Here is a 14,113-nt window from a genome sequence, read left to right as displayed (position 1 = left end):
ATTCTCAGTTCGGAGACAAGCCATGTTCGCAGCCAAGGCCATCGACACTTCGGACAAGGCCGCGTTCTACCGCGATCTTGCCGCGCAACTGAAGGCGCTGCTCGAGGGCGAGGGCGACTCGATTGCCAATGCCGCCAACACCGCGGCGCTGATCTTCCAGATGGTGCCCGATCTCAACTGGGCGGGCTTCTATTTCCTGGCCTCGGACGAGGAATTGGTGCTGGGTCCGTTCCAGGGCAAGCCGGCCTGCGTGCGCATTGCCGTAGGCAAGGGCGTATGCGGCACGGCGGTCGAACTCGGCACCTCGATGCTTATCAAGGACGTGCACGATTTCCCCGGCCACATCGCCTGCGACGCCGATTCGCGTTCGGAACTGGTCGTGCTTCTCGAAGACGATGAAGGCGTCTTCGGCGTGCTCGATCTCGACAGCCCGCTGCCCGGCCGCTTCGACAAGGCGGACCAGGCCGGCATCGAAACGCTGGCCGCGATCTATGTCGCGGCCAGTTCGTTCGAGGATTAGGCGCTTTCCTGCCGGACAAAGGGGGCGCGTAGAGCGCCGCCTTTGAGCCCTAGGCGAACTTCACCAGCATCAGACTGAAGCCGCCGATGAACAGGAAGGCGGAGAAGGCGAGCGCCAGCGGGCGCAGGCCGCGCGAGCGCAGCTGCGAGATATCGGCCTGCAGGCCCATGGCGGCCAGCCCCATGGTCAGCATGATGGTGGTGGCGAGCGCCATCGCCGATTTCACGTCGGCGGGTATCGCGACAAGGCTGTTCAGAGCCGCGACGGCGACGAAGGCGGCGACGAACCATGGCATGGGCGGGCGCGCCGCCTGCTGGTCGCTGCTGCTCTTGCGGCGCGCCATCAGGCCCAGCGCGATGACCATCGGCGCCAGCATGGCGACGCGGGTGAGCTTGGCGACGGTGGCGATCTCGCCCGACTGGGTGCCGTTCTGGAAGCCGGCGCCGATGACCTGCGCCACCTCATGGATCGAGGCGCCCGCCCACAGGCCGAAAGCATGCTGGTCGAGGCCGAGCAGCGGCGCCAGCAGCGGGAAGCCGAGCATGGCGACGGTGCCGAACAAGGTGATCGAGGCGACGGCGTAGGTGACGTCCTCGTCGCGCGCGTCGGTGACGATGTTGGTGGCCACGATTGCCGAGGCACCGCAGATCGAGGTGCCGGCGGCGATCAGCTGCGCCAGTTTCGCGTCGACGCCGATCAGCCGGCCGAGCGTGATGGTGAAGACGAAGGTGGCGCCAAGGGTGGCTGCCACGATGCCGACACCGCCGGCGCCGATCGATACCACCTGGCCGAGCGTCAGCTGGAAACCGAGCAGCACTATGGCGAAGCGCAGCAGCCGGCGCTGCGAAAACGCGATGCCGGCCTTGGCGTGCCCCGGCGTGCCGAGCACGTTGGAGTAGATCATGCCGGCGACGACGGCTATTATCATCGGGCTGAACAGGGCAAAGCCGGAGACGTTGCGGGCCGAGAAGGCCACCGCAGTGATCATCGCGACCAATATCATACCGGGCACGGGTCCGGCCTTGGTCGAGTCGAGCGCCTTGCGGCGCTGCGCGGGTTCGGCGGAAATCAGGCTTTTTGGAATATCGTTCGCAATGTGGGATAAGGAAGACAACGTCATGCTCCAGGCGACTTCGCCCGGGGAATGCCATTCCCCGACTAATCTTTCCAATGAATTATTTTCGTTAGAATGATCGATTTTCCAGGACGGTTTTCCGGCTTACGTGACCAAAATGCGGTCGTCGGCCAAGGGCCGATACGGCATGCCTCTAATCAGGGTTGGTGAGGCAGCGCGGTAAAGAGGCTGGGGCACCGCCAGAAGGTGGCTTGGCGTCGGCTTGACGGGCCACTCATGCTGCGCCAGCTTGGCGCCATGTTCGTTCTTCCCCGCGCCAATGTCATGCGACGCCGAACCTGTACACTGCGAGGCGGCATGATTGCGCGACGACGAGGAGTGGCCCGTTAATTCCGGTTCGTTCTTCCCAGCCCCGCCCGCGCAACCGTCGGCGGGCTGTTCATGTCTGGAGCCCTCGATGAGCATCAATCCTTCCATCCAGTTCCGGCAGGCCGGGCCGGCGGACGCCGCAGCCATCCGGGACATCGTGCGCTTGGCCTATGCCAAATGGGTGCCGCTGATCGGCCGCGAACCGCTGCCCATGCGCGCCGACTACGACATAGCGGTTGCAGAGCATGAGTTCGACCTTGCGACCGACCAGGGCGAAATCGTCGGCGCGATCGAAACCATGCCAGCCGACGATCATGTCTGGATCGAGAATGTCTGCGTGGCACCGCATGCGCAGGGAAGGGGGATCGGCCGGCTGTTGCTGGAGCGGGCTGAACGCAAGGCGGCCGAAGCGGGCCGCAACGAACTTCGCCTGCTGACCAATGGCGCCTTCGCGGCCAATGTGTCGCTTTACAAGAGGCACGGCTATAGGATCGACCGGGAGGAGCCGTTCATGAACGGTACGACTGTCTATATGAGCAAGAGGCTCGCTGGATAGACCGCAATCGGAGTTCGACAATGGCTGCCAAAATCAGGCTGAAGCAACTGCCCGGGCTGTACGCGATTTCGCGGCTCGAGCCTGGAGCGAGCGTTCCCGGTTGGGCGGACGGGCCAGGCTTCGTCAGCATCACCAGAACCGAGGATGAACTTTCGATCGTCTGTCTGCAGGATCGCGTTCCAGATGGCGTCAAGCGGGATGACGAGTGGGTCGCCTTCAAGCTCCAAGGACCTTTCGCTTTCGATGAAACCGGCATCGTGTTGTCGATCATCAGGCCACTGTCGGAAAACGAGCTGGGCATTTTCGTGGTGTCGACTTTCGACGGCGATCACCTGCTGGTGAAAGCCGCCGATCGGGTCGCGGCGACACGGCTTCTGGGCGAAGCCGGGCATACTCTGCTTTAACTCGTTCTATTCCAGCTATCGCCCGCCCGGCTGGTTCAACCGGTCGCGGCTCGCTCACCAGTTCGGGGTTGCGTTTGACACCGCCATTCGCGCATCGTTATTTCTAACCAGATATCACGCCGGACGGCTGTGCGGCGCCCCTCAGGAGAAATCATGTCACACAATCTGCAGTTCTACATCGATGGCGCGTGGGTCGATCCTGTCGTGCCCAACACGATCGATGTCATCGATCCGTCGAACGAAGATAGCTTCGCGCAGATTTCGCTTGGTTCCAAGGCCGACGTCGACAAGGCGGTGGTCGCCGCGAAGCGGGCCTTCGGCACATTCGGCTTCACCTCGGTCGAGGAACGGCTCGACATCCTCAACCGCGTCATCGAGGTCTACAAGAAGCGCAGCCAGGACCTTGCGCTCGCCGTGTCACGCGAGATGGGCGCGCCGCGCCGGATGGCGCTCGACAGCCAGGTCGGCATCGGGCTCGCGCATCTGGCCAAGATGGCGGAAGTGCTGAAGAGCTTCCAGTTCCGGCAGGTCAAGGGCTCCTCGCTGATCGTCAAGGAGCCGATCGGCGTCGTCGGCCTGATCACGCCATGGAACTGGCCGCTGAACCAGATCACCTGCAAGGTGGGTCCGGCGCTTGCCGCCGGTTGCACCATGGTGCTGAAGCCATCCGAGATCGCGCCGCTCGACGCCATCATCTTCGCCGAGATCTTCGACGAGGCCGGCGTGCCGAAGGGCGTGTTCAACCTCGTCAATGGCGACGGCCCCGGCGTCGGCCAGGCGCTGTCCAGCCATCCCGATATCGACATGATGTCGTTCACCGGCTCCACCCGGGCCGGCATATTGGTGGCCAAGGCCGCCGCCGACACCGTCAAGCGCGTGCACCAGGAACTTGGCGGCAAGTCGGCCAACATCCTGTTCCCGGATGTCGACCTCGCCACCGCCGTGACCAAGGGCGTCGCCGGCTGCTTCAGCAACAGCGGCCAGTCCTGCAACGCGCCAACCCGTATGTTCGTGCCACGCGACCGTCATGACGAGGCGGCTTCCTACGCCAAGGCGGCGGCGGAAAAGTTCGTGGTCGGTCCGGCCGACGCTCCCGGCACCAAGCTCGGCCCTGTCGTCAGCCAGGCCCAGTTCGACAAGATCCAGGACATGATCCAGAGCGGCATAGACGAGGGCGCCACGCTGGTCGCGGGCGGCCCCGGCCGTCCGGCCGAACTCAACCGTGGCTACTATGTCAGGCCGACCGTGTTCGCCGATGTCACCCACGACATGCGCATCGCGCGCGAAGAGATTTTCGGGCCGGTGCTGGCCATCATGCCCTACGACACGGTCGAGCAGGCGGTCGAGCAGGCCAACGACACCGTCTACGGCCTTGCCTCCTATATCCAGGCCAAGGATATCCAGAAGGCGCGCGACGTCGCGGCGCGCATGCGCTCCGGCAACGTCTACATCAACTATCCCCAATGGGACGCCGGCCTGCCCTTCGGCGGCTACAAGCAATCCGGCAACGGCCGCGAATACGCCGAATACGGGCTGGAGGATTTTCTGGAGATCAAGGGTATCGCGGGGTATGAGGCGGCGGAGTAGGCGGACAAGAGCCGCCCTCACAGAACGTGGGTTCCTCGGCCCCGCAAAGCGGGGGAGAGGTGGCGGCGAAGCGGTCGGAGAGGGGGCTGCGGCGCTGGAAGGTTTTCACGGCATATCCACGCCGCGCCATTCCCCCGCTCCGTCTCGGCTTCGCCGAGCCACCTCTCCCCCACCTTTGTGGGGGCGAGGAACCCTGGTCTGTTATGCCGCGCCACCTTTTTAGGTGGCCGCTCTGGTCCTGTTTCCTTGCCAATTGGCAAATACATGCTATATGTCTGCCAATAGCGGGAGCAGAAAATGCAGCTTCAGTCCATCGTCACCACGCCGGCCGCGGTCGGCAGCGCCATCTCGGATGAAGAGGCGGGCGCCCTGGCGCGCACCACGGTCAACCTGTTCAAGGCGTGGGGCCTCACCGACCTCGAGGCCTGCATCCTGCTCGGCGGCATGTCGGCGCGGACCTGGGCGCGCTGGAAGGAAGGCGGCATCGGTCGGATCGACCGCGATCTGCGCACCCGCATGGCGCATCTGATGGGCATCCATAAGGGCTTGCGCTATCTCTTCACCGAGCCGGCGCGCGGCTATGCCTGGATCCGAAAACCCAACGCCACGTTCGGCGGCCAGTCGGCGCTCGACCTGATGCTGCGCGGCGAAATCTCCGACCTTGCCGCGATGCGCGAATGGCTCGACGCGGAGCGTGGTGCATGGTGAGTGGGCTCGCGGTCCGGCGCCGCGTCCACTGGCCCCAGACCTTCCGCATCATCCGCTCCATCCATCCGCCGATCGACCTCTTCGAGGACATTGCCGACCCACGCGATTGGGAAGCGCTGGCCGCCGTCGAGGAGAAGACCAATCCGCGCATCCGGCTGGAACTCGGCGACCTCGGCAAGGTTCCTGCCGAAAGGCGGGTGTCCGGACCCGGCGCAAGTTTCGTGATGGCGCCCTTCGTGCATTGCTCGACCTTGCGGCCCGGGCGGTTTTCCGATGGCAGCTACGGCATCTACTATGCCGGCGACAGCGAGGAGGTGGCGCTGGCCGAAACCATCCACCACCACCAGAATTTTATGCGCGCCACCAAGGAGGAGCCGGGCTGGACCGCGGATTTCCGCGTGCTGATCGGCAGCGTCGATCGCGACCTCGATGACGTCAACGCGGTGCCCGGCGCGCTTGACCCGGACGACTACACCACCTCGCAGGCCGAAGGCCGCGCCTTGCGCGCGGCCGGCAGCGACGGGCTGGTGTGGAGCAGCGTGCGCATGCCGAGCGGGCAGTGCATCGGCATCTTCTGGCCGGATGCAATCACCGTTCCCGTCCAGGGGAGGCACTACAGCTATCACTGGGACGGCCGCCGCGTGGATTTCGTGCGCCAGCACGATACAGGCAAGGTGCTGGCGGTCACTTGAAGGCGGCGGCGCCGGTCAGTGCCGCAGGATCTTGCTCAGGAAGGCGCGGCTGCGATCGGTCCTGGGGTGCGAGAAGAACTCGTCGGGCGTGCCGCTTTCGACGATGGCGCCGGCATCCATGAACACCACGCGCTGGGCGACCTTGCGGGCAAAGCCCATCTCATGCGTCACCACCATCATGGTCATGCCTTCCTCGGCAACCGCGACCATGACGTCGAGCACTTCCGAAATCATCTCGGGGTCGAGCGCGGATGTCGGCTCGTCGAACAGCATGATCTTGGGGCGCATGCCGAGACAGCGGGCGATCGCCACGCGCTGCTGCTGTCCGCCTGAAAGCTGCGCAGGATAGGCGTTGACCTTGTCGGCAAGCCCAACCTTGGCCAGCAGTTCGCGGCCGGCCTGCTCGGCCTCGGCGCGCGGGATCTTGCGGACATGGATCGGCGCCAGCGTGACGTTTTCGAGCGCGGTCTTGTGCGGGTAGAGGTTGAAGGACTGGAAGACGAAGCCGATCTCGGTGCGCAGCTTCGTCATGTTGGTGGCGGGGTCGCCGAGCCGCTGGCCGTCGACGACAAGGTCGCCGTCCTTGATCGTCTCCAGCCCGTTGATGCAGCGGATAAGCGTGCTCTTGCCCGACCCGCTCGGGCCGCAGACGACGACCACTTCGCGCGGCTCGACGCTGAGCGTGATGTCCCTCAGCACGTTGAGCGGGCCGAACCATTTGTTGACGCCGCGAAAATCGATCATGCCCGTTTTGGTCATGTGGTCAGAACCTTTGGGTTCGATGTCATATCTGCACCTCGCCATGGGCGGCACCCATGCGCCGTTCGAGCCGGCGGGCGAGCATGATCAGCGGATAGCAGACGATGAAATAGCCGACGCCGACGAGGAAGAACACCAGCAGGCCGTTCGGCACGCGCTGCACCACCAGCCAGCCGACGCGGGTGAGGTCGGTCAGGCCGATCGCCGACACGACCGAAGAATCCTTGATCAGCAGCACATATTGCCCGACCAGCGGCGGCAGCACGATGCGCATCGCCTGCGGTAGCACCACCTGGCGCATGCGCTGCCAGCGCGACAGGCCGGACGCCAGTGCCGCCTCGACCTGGCCCGTCGGAACCGAACGGATGCCGGCGGCGACGATCTCGCAGATGAAGCAGGCGGCGAGGTTGGTCAGCGCGATGATGCCGGCGGTGAAGGCGTCGAGCTCGATGCCCAGCTCCGGCAAGATGAAGAAGATCAGGAATATCTGCACCAGGAACGGGGTGCCCCGGATGAGGTCTACCCAGGCACCGATCACGCCGGCGATCAACCGGTTGCCGCCAGTCCGCAAGATGCCGAGGCCGAAGCCGAGCAGGGTGCCCAGCACCAGGCTGATCAGCGACAGCACCACGGTCATGCCGAGGCCGCGCAGCGCCAGCGGATAGCTGCCCGCAAGGCTTTGCAACTGCTGCCAGATCATATGCGCGCTCCCGCCGAGCCGAGCCAGCGGCCGGAGAGAACCGCCAGCCCCTTGAGGCCGTAATAGAGCATGAGGTAGAAGGCGGCGATGGTGAGAAATCCTTCCGCCGGCATGAAACGGTCGGAGGCGAGCAACTGGCCGGCGCGCGTCAGCTCGGCAACCGAGATCAGCGACAGGAGCGCCGAATCCTTGACCAGCACGATCGCTTGTCCCAGCAGCGGCGGGATCGTCACCTTGAACGCCTGCGGCAAGACCACCAGGCGCATGCGCTGGACATAGGTCATGCCCGAAGCAACACTGGCCTCAACCTGGCCGCGCGGGATCGACAGGATGCCGGCGCGAATGATTTCAGCGACATAGGCGCCGCTGTTCAGTGACAACGCGAGGATGCCGACGACGAGTTCGGGCAGCACGAAACCGAGGCGCGGCAGGCCGAAATAGAGAAAATAGAGCTGCGCCAGCAAGGGCGTGGCGCGTACGGCGTCGATATAGGCCTTGGCCGGCACCCGAAACAGCCAGCCGCGCTGCAGGTTCATCGCGCACAGCAGGATGCCGACCGCGAGCGCGCCGAAAAAGGACAGCGCCGACAGCCACACGGTCGTGACCAGGCCCTGCCCGAACAGGGGCAGGTATTCGACGATGGTGCGGAAGCTGAAATTCTCGAGCATGGGCGTGAATGGTGGGTAGGGAATAGTGAGTAGTGAGTAGTGAGTAGGCAGGCGGATCCGGAATTCCCTATCCACTACTCACTAATTCGCTACTCACTAATCCCTAATTCCTAATCAGTGATCTTTCTTCCAGTCTTCCGAATTGACCCAGTAGTCGAGGTTCTTCTGCAGGCGGCCGTCGATGGTGACCTGGTTGAGGAACAGGTTCATCCAGATCAGGAGATCCGGCTCGTCATAGCGGGTGGCGAAGGCAAGCGGCTCCTTCGAGAGGAGGTCCGGCATGATTGTGAAGGTGCCGGCCGGATAGGCCGTCGACTGGCCCTTGACCGCCGAGACATCGTTGAAAGTCGAGGAAGGTGATCTTGACGCCCATTTCCTTGGCCATCAGTTCGGCCAGTTCCACGGAACTGCCGGTGCGTTCGCCATTGGCGCCGACCAGCGAGAAGGGCGGTCCCTGCGTCTGCACGGCGACACGCAGTTCGCCGCGCTTGGTGATGTCGTCGAGCGATCCGGCGCTGGCGGCGGCGGTGAGACCGGCCAGTGCGAGGCCGGCGATGAAAAGCTTGGCAATCTTCATTGGTTTCATTGGGCATTCCTCCTTTTGTCGTCTTGTTGTCTACCCTACAGGGTGCTTTTTGCGCGGCGGCGCCGTTGCCAGCGGCGGCCACCGTTCGAAAATCCGTCTCCTCAGTGCCGGGCCGCCGTTTCGGCGACCGCGATGCCGCGCCTGGGCAACGCGCCGAAGAAAGGCGCGTCCGGCACATGCAGCAGCGGGTTGAGCAGGCCGAGGCTCTCGAGAACCGCTATCCTCATGCCGGCTCCTTGCGAATGCTGTCGTCCGACCAGCAGCCTTCCGGCAGACTGACCCATTTGTTGCAGGACGCCATGACCACGAAGGTCTCGCTGCGCACGACCTCGCCCGGCTCGCCGGCGCCCGGGATCAACTCGCTGGTGACGCGGTAGAGATCGGCGACGTCGCCGGCCACCGTCACGTCGACGATGATGTCGAAGCGCCCGGTGACGACCGAGGCCGAGTTGACGAAGGGCAGTTCGGAAATGCGCTGCGCCAGCTCGCGGGCGCGGCCGCGCCCTTGCGCGTTGATGCCGACGATGGCCGAGATCAGTTCGGGCCGCTCCGTCAGGTTCAGGAGCCCGACGATCTTGAGCAGGTTGCGGTCGAGCAGGTTGCGCAGCCGCGTGCGCACCGTCGGCACCGAGATCGCCAGAATCTCGGCAAGGCGGTTGATGCCCGGCTGCGCGTCCTGCGACAGCTGTTTGACCAGCCGCCGATCGGTCAGATCGAGATGTTCCCGCAAGTCCCCCGTCTTTCATAAAACGAAAAAAGCTAGGCGACTTTTTTTGCCTATGTGCAAACAAGCTATTTCATGGATTCCTCAAAGGCAAGGCATGATTCCACGCGAATTCAGCATGTGGCGGCGGCTTCACACCAGCGCGGTCACCAACAGCTTGGCCTGCGGCGTCAACGTGTCGAAGCGGCGGGCGCAGAGATTGAGCTGGCGGGTTCCCCAGTCGTCCGTCAGCCGCAGGCTGCGCAGGCTGGGCGCCGAGCGGCGCACCGTGCTTTCCGGCACGATGGCGACGCCCGCGCCCTGCGCCACCAGCCTGCAGACATTGTCGAGGCCGGGCACGCGGATGCGAAAATGCAGATGACCGCCCAGGCGCGCGGCTTGGCGGGAGATGTGCTCCTGCAAGGGATGGCCGGCGCTCAGGCCGACAAAGGTTTCACCGAGAATGTCGGCGAGGCCGGTCGCGCGGCCTTCGAGGCCGGGGCGGTTGCGCGCGGCGATCACCACCAGCCGGTCAACGAAGAACGGTTTCTGTTCGAGATGGGAAAGGCCGGCCCAGGTCGCAGCAATGCCAAGATCGGCGGCGCCGCTCGCCACCGCCTCGGCGATCTCGTGGCTGGGGCGCTCATCGAGGTCTATGTCGACGCCGGGATGCGCGACCAGAAAGGCCGGCAGCCTGTCGCGCAGAAGTTCGCTGGTGGCGGCCGTGTTGGCGAGCAGGCGGACCCGCGCGCGCAGGCCCGTGGCATAGGCGCCGAGCTCGCCGGCCATCGCCTCGATCTGATTCTGCACCGCGCGCGCGTGGTGCAGCAGCGCCTGGCCGGCGGCGGTCGGCACCACGCCGCGCCGGCGGCGCTCCAGAAGCGGCGCGCCGAGCCTGTCCTCCATGCCCTTGATACGGGCACTGGCCGAGGCCAGCGCGAGGCCCGCGAGCTCGGCGCCATGGGTTATGCTGCCGCGCTCGGCAACCAGTAGGAACAGCCGGAGATCGACGAGGTCGAAGCGCATCTTTTTCCTCCCGCAAGACAGCCCGGGCGATGGCGCTATCACGCGATCGATGGCGCAGCGGGCCGACCGGCTTGCGGCGCCAGCCTTCGCCTCAGCCGAAGGCTGGTGCCGCGATTTCCACATTGTGGGTGACGGCGAATTTCGTCAAACAGTTTCGGTGGAGGTCCAGGATGAGAAAACCAGCATCGAACCGGCAAGGGCTCGGCATCGCTGAAAGCGCGGCGATGCTGCTGGCGGTTGCCGTCGCCCTTCTGGCCGTGGCGCGCTCGGATTCCGGCATGCCAGGATGCGCCATGACATCCGCCCCTGTCAGCAGTGCCGCCGGACCGGCGGGGCCGGCAGCGGGGATCGACGCCGCCGACATGCTGCTCCATGATTGAGCCGCTGAGCGCCGCCGCCGTTGCCTGGATCTGCGCCGTCTTCCTTGCCGCCGGCTTCGTCAAGGGCGTGGTCGGGATGGGCCTGCCGACGGTGGCGATGGGCCTGCTGGCGGTGACCATGGCGCCGGCCGAGGCGGCCACGCTTCTGCTGATCCCGTCGCTGGTTATCAATCTGTGGCAATTGTCCACCGGTCCTTCGTTCGGCGGGCTCGTCAGGCGGCTATGGACGATGATGGCCGGCGTGGTGATCGGCACCGTTGCTGGCGCCGGCCTGCTCACCGGCGCGCATACGGCGGCCGCGTCCGGCGCGCTCGGCGTGGCACTGATGCTCTATGCCGTTCTCGGCCTCGCAAAGGCCGGCTTCTCAACGCCGCCACGCCACGAGGCCTTGCTATCGCCGCTGGTCGGGGTGGCGACCGGTCTGGTCACCGGCGCCACCGGCGTCTTCGTCATTCCGGCGGTGCCCTACCTGCAATCGCTGCGGCTGGGCAGGGAAGAGCTGATCCAGGCGCTCGGCCTGTCCTTCACCGTGTCGACGGCGGCGCTGGCCATCGGGCTGTTCAGGGCCGGCGCCCTGGCCTCGCCCACGGCCGGGCTGGCGGGTTCGATCGCGGCGCTGGCGCCTGCGCTCGCCGGCATGGCTGTCGGCCAGGCGCTGCGCCGGCGCATGAGCGTCGAGACTTTTCGCAAAGTGTTCTTCGCCGGGCTCTTGGCGCTTGGATTTTATCTCATGGCCGAGGCGGCGTTCTGAGCGCCGCTTGCAGAGCGCCGACTGGCCGGACCCGGCCTACCGCACCACCAGGACCGGGATTTCGCTGTAGGATACGACTTCCGCCGTCTGGCTTCCCAGAAGCAGCCTGCCCAATCCGCGGCGGCCGTGCGAGGCCATGACGATCAGGTCGCAGCGTTCGGTCTGCGACAGTTCCAGGATCGCCTCGGCGGGCCTTCTGTCCTCGATGTGCACGACCTTGGCCGACACGCCCAGCCCCTCGGCGGAAGCCTTGCATTTGTCGAGCACCTCCTTGCCGTATTTGCGGGCTTCTTCCTGATAGGCGGCCAGCTCATCGCCCGCGGCGTAGCCGGCCATGGCGCCGCCCCAGGCGAAGATCGGGAATTGTTCCGAGACGGTGACGAAGGTCACGGCGGCGCCGAGGCCCTTTGCCAGCCCGAGGCCGTGGGCAACGCCCTTGTCGGCCAGTTCCGACCCGTCGGTGGCGATGAGCAGATGTTTGTACATGATGATCGTGACCTATCGTGCTTGGTGAACTATGGACCACACATAGTTATGCCCGGCGCCCAGTCATTGTGCCAATGCGGCGGGGATCAGGGCCAGGGAATGTGGTGGGCATTTCATGGACCGCACCCAAACGTTCCACCCCGGACTTTCGCGCCAGCTGGATTCCCCTTCGCCGCATCGTCCTCTAAGGTGCGGCAACTTCGAAAGGCCCGTCATGAGCAGTGCGTTTCCTCAAATCCATCTGGTCCGACATGGCGAGACGGCGTGGAGCCTGTCGGGCCAGCACACCGGCCGCACCGACATGCCGCTGACGGCAGCCGGCGAGGCGGCCGCGCGGGGTGTGGCGGATCGGCTGAAAGGCCTGCCGTTTTCGGCCGTGTGGTCGAGCCCCTCGCAACGCGCCTACAACACCAGCGTGCTTGCCGGATTCGGGGCGCAAAGCGTCAAGATGGACGACCTGCAGGAATGGGACTACGGCGCCTATGAGGGGCGTACCACCAGGGAAATCCTGGCCGAACGACCGGGCTGGAACGTCTTTCGCGACGGCTGCCCGCAAGGCGAAACGGCGGCCGATGTGGGCGCCCGCGCCGACAGGATCATCGATCGCCTGCGCGAGGCAAATGCCGACATGCTGATCTTTTCCAGCGCGCACTTCCTGCGCGTGCTCACCGCCCGCTGGCTCGGCTTGCCGCCGCAGGACGGCGCGCTGTTCGTGCTTGATACGGCCAGCATCAGCGTGCTCGGCTACGAGCATGACCTCGGCGAGCCGGTGGTGCGCAAATGGAACGGGAAGTAGGGCGGCCTAACTGTCGAACTTCCGGATCGCCTCGGCGGTTACAGGCGTGAAGAAATTCACCAGATTGCAGTCGGGGTCGCGGAACAGCAGCGAGCGGTTGCCCCAGGGCATGGTGGTAGGCTCCTGGACAATTGCGCCCTTGATGGTTTCCGCCAGCCTGGCAAATTCGGCATCGACGTCGCCGACTCGGAATTCGATGATGGCCGTGCGGTTGTCGCCTGGGCGGGCGATGTCGCTGCCGAACAGCATCAGGGTGCGCGTGCTGCCGATCGCCAGCGTGCAGGCCGGCGTCGCCAGTTCGGCGAAGTCCTCCGTGTACATCGTCACCGGCATGCCGGTGATCTCGCCATAGAAGCGCACGAGGCGCTGGACATCGGACGTGATGATGCGGACAGAGACGAAATTCATCGCATTGGCTCCCTGATCGTCGAAGCCGCGGCTGGGCTCCCGGCCTTCTATAGGCCGGGGCTCCTGACAGCTTTCCGTCAGGAGCCGGAAGTGCCGGCCGATTTTCAGATCTGCCGAACGACAGTGCCGACCTTGCGCCTATTCATCCCGCCAGCAGCGCCAATTCGTCGGGCGTCAAATGCCTCGCAGTACCCTTGGCGAGGTCGCCGAGCGGCAAGCGGCCAATGGCCACGCGGATCAGGCGCTTGACCTCAATGCCGTGGGCGGCGAGCAGGCGCCGGATGTGGCGATTGCGGCCCTCGTCGAGCACGATCTCCAGCCAGGCGGTGCGGCCGCCGCTGCGCAGCAGCCCGATCGAGTTCGCAGTCAGCATTTCACCCTCGACGGTAGCGCCGGCGCGCAGCGCTTCCAGCTCCGCCGCGTCGGGCACCGTGCCGATCTGGACATGGTAGGTCTTGGGCAGGTGCGAGGCCGGGTCCATCAGCCGGTTGGCAAAGCGCGTGTCGTTGGTCATCAGCAGCAGGCCCTCGCTCGCCTTGTCGAGCCGGCCGACGGGGGAGACGAAAGGCAGGTCGAGCCCTTCGAGGCAGGCATAGACGGTGTCGCGCTCGAGCGGGTCGTCGCGGGTCGTGACCAGCCCGCGCGGCTTGTTGAGCATGAGATAGACCTTGCGCTCGGCAACGATGTCTTCGCCGTCGACGACGATACGGTCGCGCTTCATATCGACGCGCAGGGAAGCATCGCGCGCGACCTTGCCACCGACGCGCACGCGGCCCTCGGCGATCAGCCGCTCGGCCTGCGTGCGCGAGCACAGGCCGAGCTTCGACAGCGCGCGGTTGAGGCTGACGCCGGGTCGTGGTGGTCGTGGAGTCATGCCGCTTCGGATCGATCCGTTGTACCGGACCAGATGCCATGGCCGGCGACGGTTGCGCAAGCCGC

20 protein-coding genes and 1 pseudogene are annotated in these 14,113 nt (G+C 65.4%); 9 read left to right on the top strand and 12 right to left on the bottom strand.

Annotation, left to right across the window (positions count from 1 at the left end):
• The first annotated feature begins 22 nt into the window (after positions 1-22).
• Positions 23-520 carry a GAF domain-containing protein gene (locus FJ949_RS22230; RefSeq protein WP_140499180.1) on the top strand — a complete coding sequence of 166 codons (498 nt, stop codon included), beginning with the start codon at positions 23-25 and terminating at the stop codon, positions 518-520.
• A gap of 49 nt (positions 521-569) precedes the next feature.
• On the opposite strand, the gene FJ949_RS22225 is transcribed toward FJ949_RS22230, so the two are convergent.
• Positions 570-1,634, bottom strand: a complete 1,065-nt coding sequence (locus tag FJ949_RS22225; RefSeq protein WP_140499178.1) for a YeiH family protein — start codon at positions 1,632-1,634, stop codon at positions 570-572.
• A gap of 418 nt (positions 1,635-2,052) precedes the next feature.
• Here FJ949_RS22225 and FJ949_RS22220 point away from each other — a divergent pair, with 418 nt between their 5' ends.
• From FJ949_RS22220 to FJ949_RS22200, 5 genes are all read left to right on the top strand, one after another.
• Positions 2,053-2,520 carry a GNAT family N-acetyltransferase gene (locus FJ949_RS22220; RefSeq protein ID WP_140499176.1) on the top strand — a complete coding sequence of 156 codons (468 nt, stop codon included), beginning with the start codon at positions 2,053-2,055 and terminating at the stop codon, positions 2,518-2,520.
• 20 nt (positions 2,521-2,540) lie between these two features.
• Entirely contained in the window at positions 2,541-2,924 is a 384-nt protein-coding gene (locus FJ949_RS22215; protein WP_140499174.1) for an ACT domain-containing protein, read from the top strand.
• 153 nt (positions 2,925-3,077) lie between these two features.
• Positions 3,078-4,511, top strand: a complete 1,434-nt coding sequence (locus FJ949_RS22210; RefSeq protein WP_140499172.1) for an aldehyde dehydrogenase family protein — start codon at positions 3,078-3,080, stop codon at positions 4,509-4,511.
• Positions 4,512-4,808: 297 nt separating this feature from the next.
• Positions 4,809-5,219 (top strand): MbcA/ParS/Xre antitoxin family protein, encoded by a 411-nt coding sequence (locus tag FJ949_RS22205; protein WP_140499170.1) that lies wholly within the window; start codon positions 4,809-4,811, stop codon positions 5,217-5,219.
• Positions 5,213-5,911, top strand: a complete 699-nt coding sequence (locus FJ949_RS22200; protein WP_140499168.1) for an RES family NAD+ phosphorylase — start codon at positions 5,213-5,215, stop codon at positions 5,909-5,911. Before FJ949_RS22205 ends, FJ949_RS22200 begins: the two co-directional genes overlap by 7 nt.
• A gap of 15 nt (positions 5,912-5,926) precedes the next feature.
• Here FJ949_RS22200 and FJ949_RS22195 read toward each other — a convergent pair whose 3' ends face one another.
• The 8 genes and pseudogenes from FJ949_RS22195 to FJ949_RS22170 form a co-directional block, all read right to left on the bottom strand.
• Positions 5,927-6,670, bottom strand: coding sequence for an amino acid ABC transporter ATP-binding protein (locus FJ949_RS22195; protein WP_140499166.1), 744 nt, complete (start codon positions 6,668-6,670; stop codon positions 5,927-5,929).
• Positions 6,671-6,695: 25 nt separating this feature from the next.
• Positions 6,696-7,370, bottom strand: a complete 675-nt coding sequence (locus tag FJ949_RS22190; RefSeq protein WP_140499164.1) for an amino acid ABC transporter permease — start codon at positions 7,368-7,370, stop codon at positions 6,696-6,698.
• Positions 7,367-8,038, bottom strand: coding sequence for an amino acid ABC transporter permease (locus FJ949_RS22185; protein ID WP_140499162.1), 672 nt, complete (start codon positions 8,036-8,038; stop codon positions 7,367-7,369). Before FJ949_RS22185 ends, FJ949_RS22190 begins: the two co-directional genes overlap by 4 nt.
• A gap of 114 nt (positions 8,039-8,152) precedes the next feature.
• Positions 8,153-8,326 (bottom strand): annotated as a pseudogene (locus FJ949_RS30775) (amino acid ABC transporter substrate-binding protein); the annotation flags it as partial.
• On the bottom strand, positions 8,271-8,615 hold the full coding sequence (locus FJ949_RS22180; protein ID WP_348642176.1) for a transporter substrate-binding domain-containing protein: 345 nt from the start codon (positions 8,613-8,615) through the stop codon (positions 8,271-8,273). The gene FJ949_RS22180 and the pseudogene FJ949_RS30775, both read right to left, overlap by 56 nt.
• Before the next feature lie 110 nt (positions 8,616-8,725).
• Positions 8,726-8,851, bottom strand: coding sequence for a hypothetical protein (locus tag FJ949_RS31005; protein ID WP_263486587.1), 126 nt, complete (start codon positions 8,849-8,851; stop codon positions 8,726-8,728).
• Positions 8,848-9,354, bottom strand: a complete 507-nt coding sequence (locus tag FJ949_RS22175) for an Lrp/AsnC family transcriptional regulator (RefSeq protein WP_140499160.1) — start codon at positions 9,352-9,354, stop codon at positions 8,848-8,850. Before FJ949_RS22175 ends, FJ949_RS31005 begins: the two co-directional genes overlap by 4 nt.
• 126 nt (positions 9,355-9,480) lie before the next feature.
• Positions 9,481-10,353, bottom strand: coding sequence for a LysR substrate-binding domain-containing protein (locus FJ949_RS22170; RefSeq protein WP_140499158.1), 873 nt, complete (start codon positions 10,351-10,353; stop codon positions 9,481-9,483).
• Between the two features lie 170 nt (positions 10,354-10,523).
• Here FJ949_RS22170 and FJ949_RS22165 point away from each other — a divergent pair, with 170 nt between their 5' ends.
• Together FJ949_RS22165 and FJ949_RS22160 are read left to right on the top strand one after the other, a co-directional pair.
• The gene (locus FJ949_RS22165; protein ID WP_140499156.1) at positions 10,524-10,733 is read left to right on the top strand and encodes a hypothetical protein; all 210 of its coding nucleotides are present in this window, start codon (positions 10,524-10,526) and stop codon (positions 10,731-10,733) included.
• The gene (locus tag FJ949_RS22160; protein ID WP_140499154.1) at positions 10,726-11,484 is read left to right on the top strand and encodes a sulfite exporter TauE/SafE family protein; all 759 of its coding nucleotides are present in this window, start codon (positions 10,726-10,728) and stop codon (positions 11,482-11,484) included. The genes FJ949_RS22165 and FJ949_RS22160 overlap by 8 nt, the downstream gene beginning before the upstream one ends.
• A gap of 36 nt (positions 11,485-11,520) precedes the next feature.
• On the opposite strand, the gene FJ949_RS22155 is transcribed toward FJ949_RS22160, so the two are convergent.
• Positions 11,521-11,970: a universal stress protein gene (locus FJ949_RS22155; protein ID WP_140499152.1), complete on the bottom strand. Its 450-nt coding sequence runs from the start codon at positions 11,968-11,970 to the stop codon at positions 11,521-11,523.
• A 214-nt stretch (positions 11,971-12,184) separates the two neighbouring features.
• Here FJ949_RS22155 and FJ949_RS22150 point away from each other — a divergent pair, with 214 nt between their 5' ends.
• Positions 12,185-12,766: a histidine phosphatase family protein gene (locus FJ949_RS22150; RefSeq protein ID WP_140499150.1), complete on the top strand. Its 582-nt coding sequence runs from the start codon at positions 12,185-12,187 to the stop codon at positions 12,764-12,766.
• Positions 12,767-12,772: 6 nt separating this feature from the next.
• Here FJ949_RS22150 and FJ949_RS22145 read toward each other — a convergent pair whose 3' ends face one another.
• Together FJ949_RS22145 and FJ949_RS22140 are read right to left on the bottom strand one after the other, a co-directional pair.
• Positions 12,773-13,174, bottom strand: a complete 402-nt coding sequence (locus tag FJ949_RS22145) for a VOC family protein (RefSeq protein WP_140499148.1) — start codon at positions 13,172-13,174, stop codon at positions 12,773-12,775.
• Positions 13,175-13,316: 142 nt separating this feature from the next.
• A complete protein-coding gene (locus FJ949_RS22140) occupies positions 13,317-14,048 on the bottom strand; it encodes a pseudouridine synthase (protein ID WP_140499146.1) in 732 nt (243 codons plus the stop codon).
• Positions 14,049-14,113 lie beyond the last annotated feature (65 nt).

Origin of the sequence: Mesorhizobium sp. B2-4-1, assembly GCF_006442185.1 — a bacterium.
Classification (GTDB): domain Bacteria; phylum Pseudomonadota; class Alphaproteobacteria; order Rhizobiales; family Rhizobiaceae; genus Mesorhizobium.
Note: the sequence above shows the minus strand (reverse complement) of the source record. Positions and strands in the feature narration are given on the sequence as shown.